The sequence below is a fragment of the Jiangella sp. DSM 45060 genome (assembly GCF_900105175.1).
GTDB lineage: Bacteria > Actinomycetota > Actinomycetes > Jiangellales > Jiangellaceae > Jiangella.
In genome coordinates this window covers 176657-195684 of sequence record NZ_LT629771.1, presented here as the reverse complement: position 1 = coordinate 195684, position 19028 = coordinate 176657, and the positions used below count along the sequence as shown (strand labels likewise).

The 19028-nt window shown below is 73.3% G+C and carries 13 protein-coding genes; 4 read left to right on the top strand and 9 right to left on the bottom strand.

Going from position 1 to position 19028, the window contains the following annotated elements:
* Positions 1 to 36: 36 nt before the first annotated feature.
* Positions 37 to 1479 (bottom strand): NAD(P)H-hydrate dehydratase, encoded by a 1443-nt coding sequence (locus BLU82_RS00990; RefSeq protein ID WP_172885499.1) that lies wholly within the window; start codon positions 1477 to 1479, stop codon positions 37 to 39.
* Entirely contained in the window at positions 1476 to 1835 is a 360-nt protein-coding gene (locus BLU82_RS00985) for a holo-ACP synthase (protein ID WP_092625252.1), read from the bottom strand. The genes BLU82_RS00990 and BLU82_RS00985 overlap by 4 nt, the downstream gene beginning before the upstream one ends.
* A 74-nt stretch (positions 1836 to 1909) precedes the next feature.
* Here BLU82_RS00985 and BLU82_RS00980 point away from each other — a divergent pair, with 74 nt between their 5' ends.
* Positions 1910 to 2398, top strand: coding sequence for a GNAT family N-acetyltransferase (locus BLU82_RS00980; protein WP_092614408.1), 489 nt, complete (start codon positions 1910 to 1912; stop codon positions 2396 to 2398).
* A 7-nt stretch (positions 2399 to 2405) separates the two neighbouring features.
* On the opposite strand, the gene glmS is transcribed toward BLU82_RS00980, so the two are convergent.
* A complete protein-coding gene (gene glmS, locus BLU82_RS00975; RefSeq protein WP_092625250.1) occupies positions 2406 to 4253 on the bottom strand; it encodes a glutamine--fructose-6-phosphate transaminase (isomerizing) in 1848 nt (615 codons plus the stop codon).
* Positions 4254 to 4324: 71 nt separating this feature from the next.
* Here glmS and coaA point away from each other — a divergent pair, with 71 nt between their 5' ends.
* Positions 4325 to 5272, top strand: a complete 948-nt coding sequence (gene coaA, locus BLU82_RS00970; RefSeq protein WP_092614405.1) for a type I pantothenate kinase — start codon at positions 4325 to 4327, stop codon at positions 5270 to 5272.
* A 2-nt stretch (positions 5273 to 5274) separates the two neighbouring features.
* Here coaA and BLU82_RS00965 read toward each other — a convergent pair whose 3' ends face one another.
* From BLU82_RS00965 to BLU82_RS00945, 5 genes are all read right to left on the bottom strand, one after another.
* On the bottom strand, positions 5275 to 6258 hold the full coding sequence (locus tag BLU82_RS00965) for a GNAT family N-acetyltransferase (protein WP_157740451.1): 984 nt from the start codon (positions 6256 to 6258) through the stop codon (positions 5275 to 5277).
* Positions 6259 to 6310: 52 nt separating this feature from the next.
* Positions 6311 to 7660, bottom strand: coding sequence for a phosphoglucosamine mutase (gene glmM / locus BLU82_RS00960; RefSeq protein ID WP_092614399.1), 1350 nt, complete (start codon positions 7658 to 7660; stop codon positions 6311 to 6313).
* A 107-nt stretch (positions 7661 to 7767) separates the two neighbouring features.
* Entirely contained in the window at positions 7768 to 8247 is a 480-nt protein-coding gene (rpsI, locus tag BLU82_RS00955; RefSeq protein ID WP_092614396.1) for a 30S ribosomal protein S9, read from the bottom strand.
* 8 nt (positions 8248 to 8255) lie between these two features.
* The gene (gene rplM, locus BLU82_RS00950; protein WP_069110634.1) at positions 8256 to 8699 is read right to left on the bottom strand and encodes a 50S ribosomal protein L13; all 444 of its coding nucleotides are present in this window, start codon (positions 8697 to 8699) and stop codon (positions 8256 to 8258) included.
* A gap of 141 nt (positions 8700 to 8840) precedes the next feature.
* A complete protein-coding gene (locus tag BLU82_RS00945; protein ID WP_157740450.1) occupies positions 8841 to 9716 on the bottom strand; it encodes an N-acetyltransferase in 876 nt (291 codons plus the stop codon).
* 59 nt (positions 9717 to 9775) lie between these two features.
* Between BLU82_RS00945 and BLU82_RS35430 the strand changes: the two genes are divergently transcribed.
* Positions 9776 to 11488, top strand: a complete 1713-nt coding sequence (locus BLU82_RS35430; protein ID WP_092614390.1) for a response regulator transcription factor — start codon at positions 9776 to 9778, stop codon at positions 11486 to 11488.
* Between the two features lie 181 nt (positions 11489 to 11669).
* Entirely contained in the window at positions 11670 to 12782 is a 1113-nt protein-coding gene (locus BLU82_RS00935; RefSeq protein ID WP_092614386.1) for an NAD(P)/FAD-dependent oxidoreductase, read from the top strand.
* Here the strand turns inward: BLU82_RS00935 and pulA are convergent.
* Positions 12739 to 18579 (bottom strand): pullulanase-type alpha-1,6-glucosidase, encoded by a 5841-nt coding sequence (pulA, locus tag BLU82_RS00930; RefSeq protein WP_092614383.1) that lies wholly within the window; start codon positions 18577 to 18579, stop codon positions 12739 to 12741. The genes BLU82_RS00935 and pulA overlap by 44 nt on opposite strands.
* Positions 18580 to 19028: the final 449 nt, after the last annotated feature.

The following is a 19028-nucleotide window of genomic DNA, read 5'->3' as shown; positions in this document are numbered from 1 at the left end:
CCATGAGCACCGATACGCATCGATGCGTATGGGTGCTCATGGCAAAGCGCCGCGCAGGGACCGCAGCACGGCCGGCAGCTCCGCCAGCACGTCGCCGGCGCTCGGGTACCCGGACGCGGCCGCGGCCCGCTGCCCGGCGAGGCCGTGCGCGTACGCCGCCACGCTGCCCGCGTCGAGCGGTGACAGCCCGCCGGCCAGCAGCGATCCGGCCAGCCCTGCGAGCACGTCGCCGGTGCCGGCGGCGGCCAGCGCGGACGTCCCGGTCGGGTTGACCCGCACCCGCCCGTCGGGCGACGCCAGCACCGTCGTCGACCCCTTGAGCAGCACGACGGCGTTCCACCTGGCCGCGGCGGCCCGGGCGTGGTGCAGCCGACGAGCCTCGACCTCGTCGCGTTCGACGCCCAGCAGCCGGGCCAGCTCACCGGCGTGCGGAGTCAGCAGCGCCGAGCCGGTGAACCGCTCGGGCAGCGAGCGCAGGCCGTCGGCGTCGACGAGGACCGGCAGGCCGGCGGCCAGCGCCGCCGCGACATCGGCCTCGCGGCCGGAACCGAGCCCGGAGCCGATGGTCCAGGCCTGCACCCGCCCGACGGTGTCCGGTGACGGTCCGGCGATCGCCTCGGGCCAGCGGGCCCGCACTTCGGTGGCGACGGCCCCGGGCCCGGCGTAGCGGACCATGCCGGCGCCGCCGTGCAGCGCGCCGCCGACGGCCAGGACGGCCGCGCCGGGGTACTCCCCCGACCCGGCCAGCACGCCGACGACGCCGCGGGAGTACTTGTCCGACTCGCGGCCGGGATCGGGCAGCAGCGCCGCGACGTCGGCGTCGTCGAGCACGGTCAGCCCGGGTTCCGGCAGGTACGGGGTCAGCCCGATGTCGACGGCGTGCACGACGCCGGCCGCGGCCGCCGCGGGGTCGATGACCAGCGCGGCCTTACCGGTGCCGAACGTGACGGTGTGGTCGGCGACGACGTGCGGGCCGGGCGTCTCGCCGGTGTCGGGGTCGACCCCGCTGGGAAGATCGACGGCGACGACGGCGCCCGCCGTGCGGCCCGCGCCCAGCAGCTGCGCCAGCTCGGCCGCCTCGCCGCGCAGCCCGCCCCGCCCGCCGATGCCGAGGATGCCGTCCAGCACGAGGTCGGCGGCGGCGAGCGCGCCGTTCACGCCGTCAGGGCCGACGATGCGCCCGCCCGCGGCGCGGAACGCCGCCAAGCCCTCCGCATGCGCCTTCTCCGGGTTCAGCAGGACGGCGTCGGCGTGCGCGCCGCGGCGGGCCAGCCGGGCGCCGGCCCAGAGCGCGTCGCCGCCGTTGTTGCCGGCGCCGGCCAGCACGACCACGCGCGCGCCGTACACCCCGTCGAGCAGGCCCGCGCAGACCGTCACCAGGCCGGCGACCGCCCGCTGCATGAGCGCGCCCTCGGGCAGCCGCGCCATCAGGGCGTCCTCGGCGGCGCGGATCTCCGCGACGGTGTGCACGGCTCTCACCGAGACGCGCCTTCCAGGATCACGATCGCCGACGCCACCCCGGCGTCGTGCGACAGCGACAGGTGCACCGTCTCGACGCGCAGCCGCTCGCACCGCTCCTTGACGGTCCCGCGCACCTCGAACCACGGCCGCCCGTCGGCGTCGCTGATGACCTCGGCGTCGTGCCAGAGCAGCCCCTTCGGCGCGCCGAGCGCCTTGGCCAGCGCCTCCTTGGCGGCGAACCGGGCCGCCTGCGACGCGACCGACCGGGCCCGCTCGGCGGGGGTGAAGACGCGCACCGCCAGCGCCGGCGTCCGCTCCAGCGTCTCGGCGAACCGCCGCACGTCGACGACGTCGATGCCCACGCCCACGATCACCTGCACCACCCTAGCCGGGCGGCCGCCGGTCGTTCCGCATGCCGATATGCCGTGGCCGACTTACACTCGCGGCTATGGGCGAATTGAGTCTCGTGGGCGGATTGGCCGGCGAGCACGTCGTTCTGCGCCCCGTCGCCGCCGATGACGTGCCGATGCTGCTGCACATCATCAGCACACCCGAGGTCAAGCAGTGGTGGGATCCCACCGGCCTCGGTGAGGGCTGGCTGCTCCAGGACGGGTCCACCACGCGGTACACCATCCTGGCCGGACGGCGCATCGCCGGGCTGATCCAGTACTGGGAGGTCGACAACCCGCGCGACCGCCACGCCGGCATGGAGATCCTGCTCGACCCCGACCTCCACGGCCGCGGCCTGGGCCGCGAGGCCGTCGGCACGCTGGCCCGGCACCTGTTCGACGCCTGCGACCACCACCGCATCGTCGTCGAGACGGCGGCGACGAACGAGGTGGCGATCCGCTGCTACGCCGCGGTCGGCTTCCGCCCGGTCGGCATGCTCACCGGCCGCGACGGCTTCGTCATGGACCTGCTCTCCACCGACTTCTGAACGTCGCTCACTCCACCGTCACGCTCTTGGCGAGGTTCCGCGGCTGGTCGACGTCGAAGCCTCGCGCGCTCGCCATTTCGCAGGCGAAGACCTGCAGCGGCACCGTCGAGACGACCGGCTGCAGCAGCACGGGGCACTCGGGCACGCGGATCAGGTGGTCGGCGTACGGCACGACGTCCTCGTCGCCCTCTTCGGCGATGACGATGGTGCGGGCGCCGCGGGCGCGGACCTCCTGGATGTTGCTGACGATCTTGTCGTGCAGCACCGAGCGGCCCTTCGGCGACGGGACCACGACGACGATCGGGGTGCCCTCCTCGACCAGCGCGATGGGGCCGTGCTTCAGCTCGCCGGCGGCGAACCCCTCGGCGTGCATGTAGGCGAGCTCCTTGAGCTTGAGCGCGCCCTCCAACGCCACCGGGAAGCCGACGTGGCGGCCGAGGAAGAGCACCGACGTGGCCGAGGCGAGGTTGCGGGCCAGCTCGCGGACCGGCTCCATCGTCTCCAGGACGAGGTCGACCTTGGCGGGCAGGTCGGAGAGGTCGCGTACGACGGAGCGGATCTCGTCGCCCCACTTGGTGCCGCGGACCTGGCCGAGGTAGAGGCCGACGAGGAAGCAGGCGATCAGCTGGGTGAGGAACGCCTTCGTCGACGCGACGGCGACCTCGGGGCCGGCGTGCGTGTAGAGGACGGCGTCGGACTCGCGCGGGATGGTGGAGCCGTTGGTGTTGCAGATGGCCAGCACCCTGGCGCCCTGCTCGCGGGCGTACCGCAGCGCCATCAGGGTGTCCATGGTCTCGCCGGACTGGCTGATCGCGATGACCAGCGTCTGACGGTCGACGACGGGGTCGCGGTAGCGGAACTCGCTGGCCAGCTCGACCTCGCAGGGGAGCCGGGTCCAGTGCTCGATGGCGTACTTGGCGACCATGCCGGCGTGGTAGGCGGTGCCGCAGGCCACGACGACGACCTTGTCGACCTCGCGCAGTTCGTCATCGGACAGCCGCATCTCGTCCAGCGACAGCAGGCCGTCCTTGCCGACCCGCCCGAGCAGGGTGTTGGCGACCGCCTTGGGCTGCTCAGCGATCTCCTTGAGCATGAAGTAGTCGTAGCCGTCCTTCTCGGCGGCCGACGCGTCCCAGTCGACGTGGAAGCGCTTCTCCTCGACGGCGTTGCCGTGGAAGTCGGTGAGCGTGACGTCGTCGGGCGTGATCTCGACGACCTGGCCGTCGCCGATCTCGAGGGCCTCGCGGGTGTGCGCGATGAACGCGGAGACGTCGGACGCGAGGAAGTTCTCGCCCTCGCCGACGCCGATGACCAGCGGCGAGTTGCGACGGGCGGCGACGACGCGGTCGGGGGCGTCGGCGTGCACGGCGAGCAGCGTGAACGCGCCGTCGAGGCGGCGGCAGACCGAGCGCATGGCGTCGACGAGGTCGGACCCTGCGGCGACCTCGGCGGCCAGCAGGTGCGCGACGACCTCGGTGTCGGTCTCGGAGGCGAACCGGACGCCGGAGTCCTCCAGCTCGGCGCGCAGCCGGGCGAAGTTCTCGATGATGCCGTTGTGGATGACGGCGACGCGGCCGGACTCGTCGAGGTGCGGGTGGGCGTTGCGGTCGGTGGGCGAGCCGTGCGTGGCCCACCGGGTGTGGCCCAGCCCGGTGCCCGAGACCGGCAGCGGCCGCTCCTCCAGCGCCTTCTCGAGGTTCACCAGCTTTCCTGCCCGCTTGGCCGAGGCCAGCGCGCCGTCGGCGACGACCGCCACGCCCGCGGAGTCGTAGCCGCGGTATTCGAGCCTGCGCAGCCCCTCGACGACGACGTCGAGCGCTGGGCGATGTCCTGTGTATCCCACGATCCCGCACACGGCGGTCACTGTAACCGCACTCGGCCCCGGATCGCGCATCGCCGGGACATGTCGGTCAGAATGAGGCCACCATGACTGTTGTCCGCGACTCGTCACCGTTCGTCGAGATGTCCCGCGCCGACTGGGCGCGGCTGCGCGACGAGACCCCGTTGTCGCTGACGGCGGCGGAGCTGGAAGAGCTGCGCGGGCTCGGCGACGCCGTCGACCTCGACGAGGTGCGCGAGGTGTATCTGCCGCTGTCGCGCCTGCTCAACCTGCGGTTCCGGGCCACGGCGCGGCTGCACGAGGCGACGACGACGTTCCTCGGCGGGTTCGCGGCGCGCACGCCGTTCGTCATCGGCATCGCCGGGTCGGTCGCCGTCGGGAAGTCGACGACGGCGCGGCTGCTGCGTGTGCTGCTGGCCCGCTGGTCCGAACATCCCCGGGTGGCGTTGGTCACCACCGACGGCTTCCTGCTGCCCAACGCCGAGTTGCAGCGGCGCGGGCTCATGCAGCGCAAGGGGTTCCCGGAGTCGTACGACCGGCGGGCGCTGCTGCGGTTCGTGACGGCGGTGAAGTCGGGCGAGCAGGTGGTGACGGCGCCGGTGTACTCGCACCTCACCTACGACATCGTCGAAGGCGGGCAGATCAGCGTCGAGCGGCCGGACATCCTGCTGATCGAGGGCCTGAACGTGCTGCAGCCGGCCCGGCCCCGCGCCGACGGCGTCGCCGGCCTCGCCGTCAGCGACTTCTTCGACTTCTCCCTGTACGTCGACGCCTCACCGAAGGACGTCCGCCGCTGGTACGTCGAGCGGTTCCTGCGGCTGCGCGAGACGGCGTTCCAGCGGCCGGAGTCGTACTTCCGCCGCTACGGCGACCTCGACCACGACGCCGCCGTCACCCAGGCCGAGCAGCTGTGGGACACCATCAACGGGCCCAACCTCGCGCAGAACATCCTGCCCACGCGGGGCCGGGCCACGTTGACGCTGACCAAGGGCCCTGATCACTCGGTGCAGCGCATCAGGCTGCGCAAGATCTAGATCTAGATGCTGCGCTGGTAGGCGGCGGACCAGCCGGCGATCTCGTAGCCGAGCGTCTCGTTGATGGCGATCATGTGCGTGTTGACGTCGGCGTTCCACGTCCACACCGACTGCACGCCGGGCCGGTCGGCCAGCAGTTGGCGCAGGTTGGCCGCCTTGAGCAGCAGGCCGAGCCGGTGGCCGCGGTGGCGGGGGTCGACGATGGTGGCGTCCTGGAAGCCGATGTCGTCGCTGTCGCGCGACACCGTGATCTCGGTGACGCCGGCCATGCTGCCGTCGGGCGCGATGGCCGCCGCGACCCACGTGCTGCGGCGCATGAGGTCGCTGCGCCGCTCGGCGGTGCGGATGCGGGCGGCGTCCCACACCTCGGGCTCGGACTCGATGCCACCCTGCGGCTCGTCGGTGCTCATGCGGCCCTCGAGCCGGGCGTACTCGTCGACGAACTCGTCGGAGGCGTGGTCGCGCCACGTGACGATGCGGTAGCCCTCGGCGTGCGGCCGGGCCGCCTCCTCGGCCGCCGCGACGGCGTCGAGGTCGAACGGCGGGCGCTGCACGCGCATGATCTCGCCGATGCGCCGGGTGAAGCCGTGCTTCTCGGCGAACGCCATGCCCGCCGTCTGCTCGGTGCCCAGCGGCGCCTCGATGTAGAGCAGCTGGCTGCTGCGCCCCGCGGCCTTCGACGCGTCGTCGACGGTGGCCAGCAGCGCGCTGCCGATGCCGCGGCGGGCGTCCTCGGGCCGCACGAACACCTCGGGCTCGGCCATCGTGAGGTTGTCGCGCTGCGGCAGCGCCAGCACGGCGGCGCCGACGGCCCGGCCGTCCTCCTCGGCCAGCCACAGCTGCACCGAGCGGTACTCGGTGCCCTGGTAGATGACCTTCAGCTCGGGTTCGAGCCACTGCGGGCCGGTGGGGTTGTCGGCCACCCGCGCGGCGAGGTAGACCTCGTACCAGGTGGCGAAGTCGGCGTCGGCGGCGTCAATCTTCATGATCTGCACCCGTCGAGCGTCCCCTTCACCACCTGGCGCGGGCAACCGGTTTTCAGAGGGCGAGCTCGGCCTGGACGGTCGCGGCCAGCCGGCGGGCCACCGTCTCGGCCTGCTCGGGGGTGGCGGCCTCGACCATGACGCGGACCAGCGGCTCGGTGCCCGACGGGCGGAGCAGGACGCGGCCGGTGTCGCCGAGCTCGGCCTCGGCCTCGGCGACGGCGGTCTTGACGCCTTCGTCGACGGTGACCCGGCTCTTGTCGACGCCCTTGACGTTGACCAGGACCTGCGGGAGCCGCTGCACGACGCCGGCCAGCTCGGCCAGCGGGGTGCCGGACGACGCGACCTGGGCGAGCAGGTGGACGGCCGTCAGCACGCCGTCGCCGGTGGTGCCGTGGTCGAGCATGACGACGTGGCCGGACTGCTCGCCGCCGAGGTTGTAGCCGCCGGCCTTCATCGCCTCGAGGACGTACCGGTCGCCGACGGCGGTGTCGATGACGCCGACGCCGGACTGCCGCATGGCCAGCCGGAAGCCCTCGTTGGACATGACGGTGGCGACGACGGAGTCGCGGCGCAGCGTCCCCTGGCCGCGCATGGCCAGCGCGAGGATCGCCAGGATCTGGTCGCCGTCGACGATCTCGCCGGTGGCGTCGACGGCCAGGCAGCGGTCGGCGTCGCCGTCGTGGGCGATGCCGAGGTCGGCGCCGGCCGCGACCACCTCGGCCGCGACGACGTCGAGGTGGGTGGAGCCGCAGTTGTGGTTGATGTTCAGGCCGTCGGGCTCGGCGCAGACGGCGAGGACGTCGGCGCCCAGCCGGCGCAGCGCCTCGGGGGCCGCGCGGTAGGCGGCGCCGTGCGCGCAGTCGACGACGACGCGCAGGCCCTCGAGCCGCGACGGCGCGGTGCCGACGATGTGCGAGATGTAGGTCTCGAGGCCCTCGGGGTGGTCGTGGACGCGGCCGATCTCGGCGCCGGTGGGCCGCTTCCACGGCTCGCGCAGCCGCGCCTCGATGGCGTCCTCGACGGAGTCCTCGAGCTTCTGGCCGCCCTTGGCGAAGAACTTGATGCCGTTGTCGGGCATCGGGTTGTGGCTGGCCGACAGCATGACGCCGAGGTCGGCGTCGAGCATGCCGGTGAGGAACGCCACGGCGGGCGTGGGCAACACGCCGACCTTCAGGACGTCGGCGCCGGCGCTGGCGAGGCCGGCCACGACGGCCGCCTCGAGGAACTCGCCGGAGGCCCGCGGGTCGCGGCCGACCACCGCGACCGGGCGGCGACCGGAGCCGAACGCGCCGATCTCACCCAGCACGTGGGCGGCGGCGACGGAGAGGTCGAGGGCGAGCTCGGCCGTGAGATCGGAGTTCGCCAGGCCGCGAACGCCGTCGGTGCCGAAGAGACGAGCCACGGATTGTGCTCCTAGTGGGACAGCGGACGAACGATGGGAAACGCGAACGGCCCCGGGTTCTGTATACCCCCCGGGGCCGTTCGCGGATGCTCGCGCGGTGCGCGAAATCAGCGCTTGCTGTACTGCGGAGCCTTGCGGGCCTTCTTGAGACCGGCCTTCTTCCGCTCCGTGACGCGGGCGTCGCGGGTGAGGAAGCCGGCCTTCTTCAGCGCCGGGCGGTTGTTCTCGGTGTCGGCGGCGTTCAGCGCCCGGGCGATGCCCAGCCGCAGCGCGCCGGCCTGGCCGGTGACGCCGCCGCCGTCGATGCGGGCGACGATGTCGTAGCGGTCGCCCAGCTCGAGCTCGACCAGCGGCGAGCTGACCAGCTGCTGGTGCACCTTGTTCGGGAAGTAGGCGTCGAGCGTGCGGCCGTTGATGGTCCACTGCCCGGTGCCGGGCGCGATGCGGACGCGCGCGATGGCCTGCTTGCGCCGGCCGGTGGCCGCGGCGGCCTCGATGTTCGAGAAGCGCGACGGCGCCGACTCGGAGGTGTAGCTCTCGATGGGAGCCTCGTCGGTGTCGATCTCGTCGACGGTGGTCTCAGTCATGTCCTCACTCACTGCGCGACCTGGCCGATCTCGTACGGCACGGGCTGCTGGGCCTGGTGCGGGTGCTCCGGACCCGCGTACACCTTCAGCTTGGACAGCATCTGCCGCCCGAGGCTGTTGTGCGGGAGCATCCCCTTGACGGCCTTCTCGATGACCCGGCGCGGGTTCTTCTCGAGGAGGTCGCGGTAGCTGGTGGAGCGCAGGCCGCCCGGCCGGCCGGAGTGCCGGTGGTCGAGCTTCTGCTCCAGCTTGTTGCCGGTGAGCGCGACCTTGTCGGCGTTCACCACGATGACGAAGTCGCCGGTGTCGACGTGCGGCGCGTAGACGGGCTTGTGCTTGCCGCGCAGCAGGGTCGCGGTCTGGCTGGCGAGCCTGCCGAGCACGATGTCGGTGGCATCGATGACATGCCACTGGCGCTGGACATCGCCGGGCTTGGGGCTGTACGTGCGCACGGTCGTAGGCCTTCGCTTTGGTCGAGAGGATGGATCTGGCTGGTGGCTGGCGTGCCGCGCTCCGGTACGCACAACGACACGACAGGATACCTGTGCGGGCGCCGCATGGTCAAAACGTGGGGAATCCCCGCCCGACGCCGGTCACACGTTCCCGTGCACCATCTCATACTGGGCCAGCTCCTCGCGAACCCAGCCCGTCGCGCGGAAGAATTCGGCCCCGTCCGACTCAGGCACGAGCGGCGGCACCGTCCAGCGTCGTCCGGGGAACGCCTCGCGCAGCGCGGCCAGCAGCGCGCGGCCGTGACCACGGCGTCTGGCGGCCGGTTCGGTGTGGACGGCGCTCAGCACGGCGGTGGTCCCGGTGAGGCTGAGCAGCGCCGCGGCGGGGCCGAGCCGGTAGGCCCGGCGCGGCGGCCCGGCGGCGGCCAGCGTCTCGGGCGCGAGCTGCCAGGGCGGCTCGTCGGCGTACTCCAGCCCGGCGGCGACGTCGCGGGCGAACCGCGCGGGGTCGATCGCGGACGGGGTGGACGGCGGCACCGGGCCGGCCGCGGCGGGCCGCTCCCAGCGGTAGCCGACCAGCGTGCGCACGATGCGGAAGCCGAGCCGCTCGTACAGCCGGACCGCGGCCGCGTTGCTGGTGATGACCTCGAGCGTGACGCGGGTGGCGCCTGCCTCGACGCAGCGGACGATCGCCCGCTCCATCAGCGTCCGGCCCACCCCGACGCCGCGGTAGGCCGGCGTGCAGCCGAACCCGCCGATGCGCGCCGTGCTGCCGCGCCGGGTGATGAGGCAGATGCCGACGAGGTCGCCGTCGGCGGTGTAGACCTCGCTGAGGTAGCGGTCGAGGTGCTCGGCGCCGAAACGGCGCTCGAACCCCGGCCCGTCGACCGACACCGGCACGACGTAGCCCTCGAACGCCCGCGTCATGGCCTCGGCCGCCTGCTCGGACGTCAGCGCGGCGACCGGGCGCGCCGTCAGCACGCCGGCCCGGGTGGGTATCTCGTCCGCAGCGCTCACACCACGATTGTCACCCGCGCACAGGAGTAGCGTGGCGGCAGGATCGGTCGGGGGCGCGCATGACGACTACCGAGGCACGAGAACGGGGCCGGGCCGCGTTCGAGACGCGGGCCTGGGAGCGGGCGTACGCGCAGTTCACGGCCGCCGACGCCGCGGCGCCGCTGCCCACCGACGACCTCGAGCGGCTCGCCGTCGCGGCGTTCCTCGCCGGCCACGACGACAACAGCGTGAACCTGCAGGAGCGCGGCTACCGCGAACTGCTGCGCGAGGGCCGGCCGCACGCGGCCGTCCGGTCCGCGTTCTGGCTGGCGATCGTACTGATCAACCAGGGTGAGTTCGCGCGGGCGACCGGCTGGCTGGCCCGCGCCGACCGCCTCCTCGACGACGCCGGGCGCGACTGCGCCGAGAGCGGCTACCTCCTCGCGGCCCGGGCCCGGCAGACGGTGGCCGGCGGCGACCCGGCCGTGGCCGCGGAGATGTTCGCCGAGGCCGTCGCCATCGGACGGCGGCACGACGACACCGACCTCGTCATCCTCGGCCGCATGGGCCGCGGCCGGGCGCTGATCGACCTCGGCAAGGTCGCCGAGGGTGTCGCGCTGCTCGACGAGGCGATGGTCGCGGTCACCGCCGGCGAGGCCGGGCCGCTGCTCACCGGCATCGTCTACTGCACCGTCATCGACGCCTGCCGGGCGACGTTCGACGTGCGCCGGGCCCGCGAGTGGACGGCGGCGCTCAGCCGCTGGTGCGAGGCGCAGCCCGACCTCGTGCCGTTCCGCGGCGAGTGCCAGGTGCACCGCGTCCACGTCCTGCGCGACCAGGGAGCCTGGCGCGACGCGCTGGCCGAGGCCGGGCGCGCCTGCGTCCGGCTGTCCGACCCGCCCGGCCAGCCGGCCGCCGGCGCCGCCTACTACGAGCAGGCCGAGCTGCACCGGCTACGCGGCGAGCTGGCCGCCGCCGAGGACGCCTACCGGCTGGCCGGGCTGAGCGGGCTGGACCCGCAGCCCGGGCTGGCGCTGCTCCGGCTCGGCCAGGGCCGGGTGGCGCCCGCCGTCGCCGGGCTGCGCCGCGCGCTGGACGAGACGCCGAGCCCGATCGAGCGGCCGGCCCTGCTCGCCGCGCTGGTCGAGGCGCTGCTGGCGACCGGCTCCGTCGACGATGCGGCGGACGCCGCGGCGGAACTGGCCGAGATCGCCGACGGGGCCCGGGTGCCGGTGCTGACGGCGATGTCGGCGTACGCGACGGCGTCGGTGCGGCTGGTGCGCGGCGACGCCGGTGGGGCGCTGACGGCCGCACGGCGCTCCTGGGCAGGCTTCCACGAGGTCGACACCCCGTACGAGGCCGCCCGGGCCCGCGTCCTGGTCGGCCTGGCCTGCCGCGACCTCGGCGACGCCGACGCGGCCCGGCTGGAGCTCGACGCGGCGGTGCGCACGTTCCGCCGGCTGTCGGCCGGGCCGGACCTCGACCGGCTGCGGCGCCTGACGGACGGCGCGGGGGTTGGGCCCGGGCTGGGCTCGGGTGCGGCGTCTGGGGCTGGGTCTGGGGTGGCGTCGCGAGCGGGGCCGGGGTCGGCCGGCGGGCTGACGCCGCGCGAGCTGGAGGTCCTGCGCCTGGTCGCCGCCGGCCGGAGCAACCGGTCCATCGCGGCGGCGCTCGTGCTCAGCGACAAGACGGTCGCCCGGCACGTCAGCAACATCTTCGCCAAACTCGGCGTCTCGTCCCGCGCCGCAGCGACGGCGTACGCCTACGAGCACGGCCTCGTGCAGCACCCATGATCATCAATGATCCGACCACCCATAGGGGGTCAGATCCTGGATGATCACGAGGACCACCGGTCCCTACACAGTTCTACCCACGCGCGTCCGCCCCGAAGATGCATGGTTCGCCCGACGCGGGAGGGGCGGCGCCGGTTCTAGCGTCGAAGCCTGACCTGGCCGAACGTACCGGGAGGGCGTCATGGACCAGCACATCGAGACCATCGTCGTCGGGGGCGGGCAGGCCGGGCTGAGCGTCGGGTACCACCTGGCCAGGCGGCACCGGCCGTTCCTCGTCCTGGACGACCGAGCCCGGACCGGCGACAACTGGCGGCGGCACTGGGACACGCTGCGGCTCTACAGCCCGGCACGCTACGACGGGCTGCCGGGGATGCGCTTCCCCGGTCCGGGGCGGGCGTTCCCGACGAAGGACGAGGTCGCGGACTATCTGGAGGCGTACGCGGCCCGGTTCGAGCTGCCGGTCGAGCACGGCGTCCAGGTCACGGGGCTCAGCGGCGACGGCGACGGGTACGTCCTGGACTGCGGTGACCGGCGGTTCACGGCCGACAACGTCGTGGTGGCGACGGGGACGTTCGGGACGCGGGCGTACGTGCCGCCGTTCGCCGCCGAGCTGGACCCGGCCATCGTCCAGCTGCACTCCACCGACTACCTCCGCCCGGACCAGCTGCCACCGGGGCCGGTCCTCGTCGTCGGGGCGTCGCACTCGGGCGCGGACATCGCCGTCGAGGCGGCCCGCGACCACCACACGATCCTCGCCGGGCACGGCAACGGCCAGCTGCCGGTCCCGCTGGAGTCGCGCCGGGCCCGGACCGCGCTCCCGCTGCTCTGGTTCCTGGCCCAGCACGTGTTCACGCTGCGCACACCGATCGGGCGGAAGATGCGCCCGGAGATCCGGACACACGGCGGACCACTGCTGCGGGTCCGGGCGGGCGACCTCGACGCCGCCGGGGTCGAGCGGGTCACCGAGCGGGTCGCGGGCGTGCGGGACGGGCGGCCGGTGCTCGACGGCGGCCGGGTGCTCGACGTCTCGGCGGTGGTGTGGTGTACGGGGTTCCGCCAGGACTTCGGCTGGATCAGGCTGCCGGTCCTGGGCGACGACGGCTGGCCGCTGGAGGAGCTCGGCGTGGTGCCGTCGTCGCCCGGGCTCTACTTCACCGGCCTGGCGTTCCAGAGCAGGTTCGCGTCCATGCTGGTCGGCGGCGCCGGGACCGACGCGGAGTACGTCGTGCGGCACCTGGCCGCGCGCCCCGTCAGGGCTGCTCGAACACCGCGACCGTCCGCGCCGGGACGGTGACGCCGGCGGCTCCCGCCACGGAGTCGCGGACGACGGGGTCGGCGCCGGCCGCCTGGACGGGGTGCAGCCGCAGGCTCGCCCCGTCCTCCACCGGCACCGTCGCCGCCGACGGCGTCGCGTTGAAGACGACGACCAGCCGCTCGCGGTCCGGGTCGAGGTCGGCGCCGGCGCGGTCGTCGAGCTGCATGACGATGACGCCGGCGGGCTGCGCCGGTCCCCCGTCGCCGAACGACAGCCGCGCCTGCACCAGCTCGGCCGACCCGAGCCGGAACAGCGGCGACGAGAACCGCAGCCGCAGCAGGTCCTGCGCCATCGCCGTCGCCGTCCCCATGTCACCGGCCGCGGGTCGCAGCCCCGGCGAGGCAAGCAGCGGCCGCATGAAGTCCCACTTCGCCTCGTTGTCCGTCGCCGGCGGCAGGCCGGACCCGAACGTGCTCTCCTGACCGGTCCAGTCGATCCGGTTGAACCAGTCGCCGGAGTCGTAGGAGTTGCGTTCCAGTGACTTCGACCGCAGCAGGTCCGCGCCCGCGTGCCAGAACGACGGGCCCTGGCCGAGCGCCGTCGTGGCCAGCGAGAGGACGTTCATCCGGACCCGATCGACCATCGGCGTGTCCGCGGGCAGCTTGTACGCGAGCGCGTCGAACAGCGTCTCGTTGTCGTGCGCGTCGACGTAGGTGATCACCTCGGCGGGGTCGGCGGTGTAGCCGGCCGGCGAGCCGTTGTAGTCGACGTCCGCGCCGGTCACGGCCGCGCCCGTGGCGTCCGTGAAGGCGTAGTCGCGCAGGTTGCCGGTCAGCCCGACCTTGACGAGGTCCTGCAGGTGCAGCAACCTCTCTCGCTGCTCGTCCGGCGTCCCGTTGACGGCGGCGCCGTTCGGGTCGGTGAACAGGCCGCTGCCGAAGCCCTGAATGCGCGGGTCGTCGAACGGGCCGCCGCCGCGCACGCCGTCGCGCAGCCGGTCGTTGAAGGTGCCGATGCCGGCGCCGAACAGCTCCAGCTGCGTGGCCTGCCGGAACCGGGCGTTGTCCGCGACCTCGCCGAAGTTCCAGCCCTCGCCGTACACGTAGACGGACGCGCCGTCGACGCCGTCCTTCTGGATGGTGAGCGCGTCGAGGGCGGCCCGCACCCGCTCCATCGTCGACCGGCTGTGGTGGCCCATGAGGTCGAACCGGAACCCGTCGACCTTGTAGTCGCGCGCCCAGGTGACGACGGAGTCGACGATCAGCTTCTCCATCATCGCGTGCTCCGACGCGGTGTTGGCGCAGCACGTGGACGTCTCGACGGCGCCCGTGGCGGACAGCCGCTGGTAGTAGCCGGGAACGATGCGGTCCAGCACCGACTGATCGTCCTGGCCGGCGGCGTGGGTGTGGTTGTAGACGACGTCCATGACGACGCGCAGCCCGGCGCCGTTGAGCGCGGCGACCATCTCGCGGAACTCACGGGTGCGGCCGGGGCCGTCCGGATCGGTGGCGTACGAGCCCTCCGGGACGGTGTAGTGCAGCGGGTCGTAGCCCCAGTTGAACCCGTCCTGGCCCGCGACGGCGGTCGTGCACTCCTGCTGGGCGGTTCCGGCCGGGTCGGCGGCCGCCAGCGCCTCGAGGTCGCAGGCCGGTGTCTGCTGGTCGGCGCGGTTCTCCGGCACCGTCGCGAGGTCGAACACCGGCAGCAGGTGCACCGTGTTGAGCCCGGCGTCCGCGAGCGCCGAGAGGTGCCGCATGCCCGCGCCGTCCGCGTCGGTGAACGCCTGGTAGGTGCCGCGGTGGTCCGCCGGGACGGACGTGTCGCCGATGGAGAAGTCGCGGACGTGCAGCTCGTAGATGGTGGAGTCCTCGGGCTGCGCCAGCTCCGGCTTGGCCAGCGCGTCCCAGCCGGACGGTTCGAGCGCCGGATCGGCCAGGTCGACGACGAGCGAGCGCTGCGAGTTCGCCGTCAGCGCGACGGAGTACGGGTCGGTGACGACGTTCGTCTCGACGCGGTCCGTCGCCGGCACGTACACGTCGGCCTCGAACGCGTAGGCGGCGCCGGCCCAGCGCGGGTTGCCGCGGGCGGTCCAGACGCCGTCGCGGTCGCGGCGCATCGGGACGGTCTGCTCGCTGCCTCCCGTCGGGGTGAGGAGCAGGTCGACGTGCTTCGCGGTGGGCGCCCAGACGGCGATGTCGGGGCGCCGTCCGTGCCAGGCGACGCCCAGCTCGCGGTCCGCGGCCCCGGCGTAGACGTCGTCCAGGACGCCGGGCAGCTGCACGCCGGTCGCGTCGACCAGTCGCCCGAGATCGTCGTACGCGGCGACGGCGACCTGGCCGGTGAGCACGTCCTCGATGTCCTTGACCTCACCAGTCAACGCGTCATAGGTGGTGAGATGCGGGTACTGCTCGCGGACGTCCTCCGGGAGCTCTCCCAGCGTCAGCGGGTACGACGTCCCGCCGGTGACGGCCTCGGCGTCGATCGCCAGCCCGCCGCTCGGCGCCGCGTGCAGCCGGAAGCTCCAGTCCGCCGCCTCCGCCGGCAGGTCCCACGCCAGCAGCCCGCGCTCCAGCCAGTGCGCCTTCTGCTGGGTGAGGTCGGCCTGCGACTCCGCCGCCGACGACGTCACCGTCAGCACGTGCGTGGCGACGTCGTAGCTGAGCGTGGTGCGAGCGCCGGCGGGCACCGTGAACGCGATGTTCGACCCGCCCGGCGCGCCGCCCGCGCCGTAGTTCTCGTCCCAGCTCAGCCCGTGCGTCACCTTGGCCTCGTACGTTCCGGTGGCGAGGCCCGTCGTCGAGAGTGCGTAGACGCCGTCGCCGTCGGGATCCTTCAGCCACGATCGCATGCAGGCCGGGTCCCAGTCGGCCGCGCAGCCCAGCTCGGACTGAAACGACCCCGGCACGGTGACGATCGGGTCCTGCGCGTCGCTGGTGACCCAGTGCGTCGCGTGGTCGTAGTAGAACGTCACGTCGGCGGCCGCGGCCAGCGGGAGCGGGATGTTCGGGCCGTCGCGGCGGGCGCCCAGGCCGTAGTTCTCCGCCCACGAGCCGTCGATCGCGGCCTTGTACTCGAAATCGCCCGCGGGCAGCGCGAACGTGCCCTTCCAGACGTCGTCGTCCGGGTCCAGCGTGAGCCCGGCCTGCACGCACGCCGGGTCCCAGTCGCCGGCGCAGCCCATCTCGCTGTTCAGGCTGCCGGGCACGGTGACGCGGTCCGGCTGCTCGACCGGCCCGCCGGTGCCCGGGTCCTCGCCGTCGTCCTGCGGCTCGCCGGCCACGCCGTACGTCGACGCGACGGAGAGGTTGCCGGAGTGGTCCTTCAGCACGGCGCGGTACTCGAGCAGCGTGCCGTGCGCGAGCCCGCTGACGTCGTGGAAGACCCGGTACGGCGCGTTGTCGTCGGTGCCGATGGGGCGCCAGTCGTCGGTGCCGAGTGGCCGCCAGGCCAGCGTGACCTGGTTGAACCCGCTGGTCTGCCCCGCCCCGTTGGTCTGCCCGGCCGCGCCCGCCGGCACGACGACGCCGATCTCGGCCCGTCCGCCGACGGTGCCGCCCGGGCCCGGCGTCCGGAACCGTACCTCCGGCGCGTCCGTCGACGGCTTCAGCGGCTTCGGCGCCCGCCAGACGACGGCGGACAGCGGCGGGACGGTGACGGTGACCCGGCCCTGCGCGTCCGACCTCGTGCTCGTCGCCGACGCGGGCCAGACCGGCTGGAACGTCGTCCGCGGGTTGAACGTCGCGAAGCTCACCGCCTGGGCGTCCGTCGAGTTGTTGGTGGCGACGACGTACTCGACCTGCTCATCGGCGTCGATGCGGCTGAACGCGTACACGCCGGCGTCGTCGCTCGCGTAGCGGTGGATCTGCGCGCCGTCGGCCAATGCCGGGTGCTCGTCGCGCAAGGCGGCCAGCTCGGCGAGGCGCCGGTAGATCGGGTGGTCCGGGTCGAAGTTCTCCTCCGCCGTCGTCGCGTCCGTGCCGATGAGGTCGTCGTCGTTGTAGCTGCTCACCTGGCTCGGGAACATGTCCTGGCGGGCGTCCTTGTCGCCGCCGTCGCCGGTGAAGCCCTGCTCGTCGCCGTAGTAGACGACCGGCTGGCCGCGGGTCAGGTACATGAGGTCGTGCGCGAGCAGCGCGCGGTCGAGCTGTTCCCCGGCCCCGGCGCCGGTCTGCTGGACGAACCGGCCGATGCGGCCCATGTCGTGGTTGCCGAGGAACGTCGGCAGCGAGTACGCGTTCGAGTCGGCGTCGGTGTAGTGGTCGTCGCCGGCGAACAGGTCACGCAGCTCCGTCGTCGGGCGGCCGGTCGCGAAGCCCTGCGCGCGGGTCTGGAAGCCGAAGTCGATGGTCGCCTGCAGCCCGCCCTCGGTCGTGTACCGCGACATCGCCGCCGGGTTCGCGTCGTACACCTCGCCGAACATGAAGAAGTCGTCGGCGCCCGACTCGTGTGCCGCGTCCAGCACCTCCGGGGCGAACCTCTGCCAGAAGTCCATGTTGACGTGCTTGACGGTGTCAATGCGGAACCCGTCAACACCGAATTCCGCCCAGTATTGATAAATGTTGATCAACCCATCGCGGACCGCCGGCTGTTCGGTGAACAGGTCGTCGAGCCCGACGAAGTCGCCGTACAGGTCGCCCTCGGTGCCGTCGAAGGCCGCGTCGCCGCGGTTGTGGTAGAGCGTCGGGTCGTTCAGCCAGGCCGGCACCTTGACCGTCGCGTCCTCCGGCGTGCGGAAGAACGGCGTGTACGGGAACGACGTCTGTGCGTCGAGCTCGGGGAAGGTGTCGCCGGCGGCGTAGGCGGAGTCGTCGAACTCGTTGCCGGCGGCGTCCGTGTACGGCGCCTCGCCCTTCGGGACGTAGGTGTAGGCGCCTTCCTCGTAGTCGATGACGTCCGCGGTGTGGTTCGTGATGATGTCGAAGAACACCTTGATGCCCCGCTCGTGCGCCTCGTCGATGAGCTGCCGAAGCTCGTCGTTCGTGCCGAGGTGCGGGTCGATGCGGGTGAAGTCGGTGATCCAGTAGCCGTGGTAGCCGGCGCTGACGTCGGCGCCGCTGCCCTGCACCGGCCGGTTCATGAACGACGGCGTCAGCCAGATGGCCGTCGTGCCGAGGTCCTCGATGTAGTCGAGCCGGCGCAGGATCCCGGCGAGGTCGCCGCCGTGATAGAACCCCTTGTCCGCGGGGTCGAGCCCGTGCACCAGCCGCGGCTCGTCCGTCCCCGGCAGCACCTCGTACCCGCCGGTGTCGTTCGACGGGTCGCCGTTGTCGAACCGGTCCGCCATCACGAAGTAGAACCGTTCGTCGGTCAGACCGGCGCGCAGGCTGGTGCCCGCCAGCTGCTCGTCCTCCTCCGTGAGGCCGGGCGGCGGATTCGTCGGCGCGACCGCGATGCGGTGGCTCTCGTCGTCGTACGTGAACGTCACCTCGGCCGGCGCCTCCAGCACCAGCGGCAGGTTCGGGCCGTTCGCGACGCCGCCGGCGCCGTAGTTCTCGTCCCAGCTGCCGTTCAGGGCGACCTTGAATTCGTACGAGCCCGCCGGCAGCTCCGCCGCCAGCGCATACCCGCCCCCGTCCGTCGGCGTCAGCGCGGTGGCGGCGCAGGCCGGGTCCCAGTCGGCCGGGCAGCCGAGCTCACTCTGCAGACTCCCCACCAACGTGACGACCCTCGGCGCCGCCGCGTCCTCCGCGCCCACCGCCGTCACCGCGGCGGGCGGCACAACCGCGGCGGACGGCGGCGCGACCGCGGCGGATGGGGCCGCCGCTGCGGCGACCGTTCCCAGCGCGGCGGCGAGGGCGAGGGCAAGGAGTCGGCGACTGGGCGGCAGAGTCGGCATCGGTCACTCCCGGGGCGGACGGCGATGTCACGGTGCCCGAGACGCTAGCCACCCCCAGCGGGTCTTGCAAGACTTTCAGCAAGCTTTCACGCGCCCGTTTTGCACGCCTTGCCGCCCTGGCCACCGCACCCTGGATCGGCCGTGCTCAGCCATGTACCCGCCCTGCGCCGGCTCCGCCCCGCCACGCACGCACCGCCCACGGCCACCCGGCCCGCAGCGCACCCGCCACCGCGCCCCGGGTCCCGGGCCCCAGCGAACACCGCCAGGCAAGCACCCCCCAGGGCCGCCGCGCCCCGGATCAGCCACCTCCAGCCGCAGACCGCCACCGCACCGGCCTCACCCCACACGCACCGCGCACGGCCACCGCCCGGATCAGCCACCTCCAGCCGCAGACCGCCACCGCACCGGCCTCACCACCACCGACCCCGCGGTGCACTCGCCACCGAACC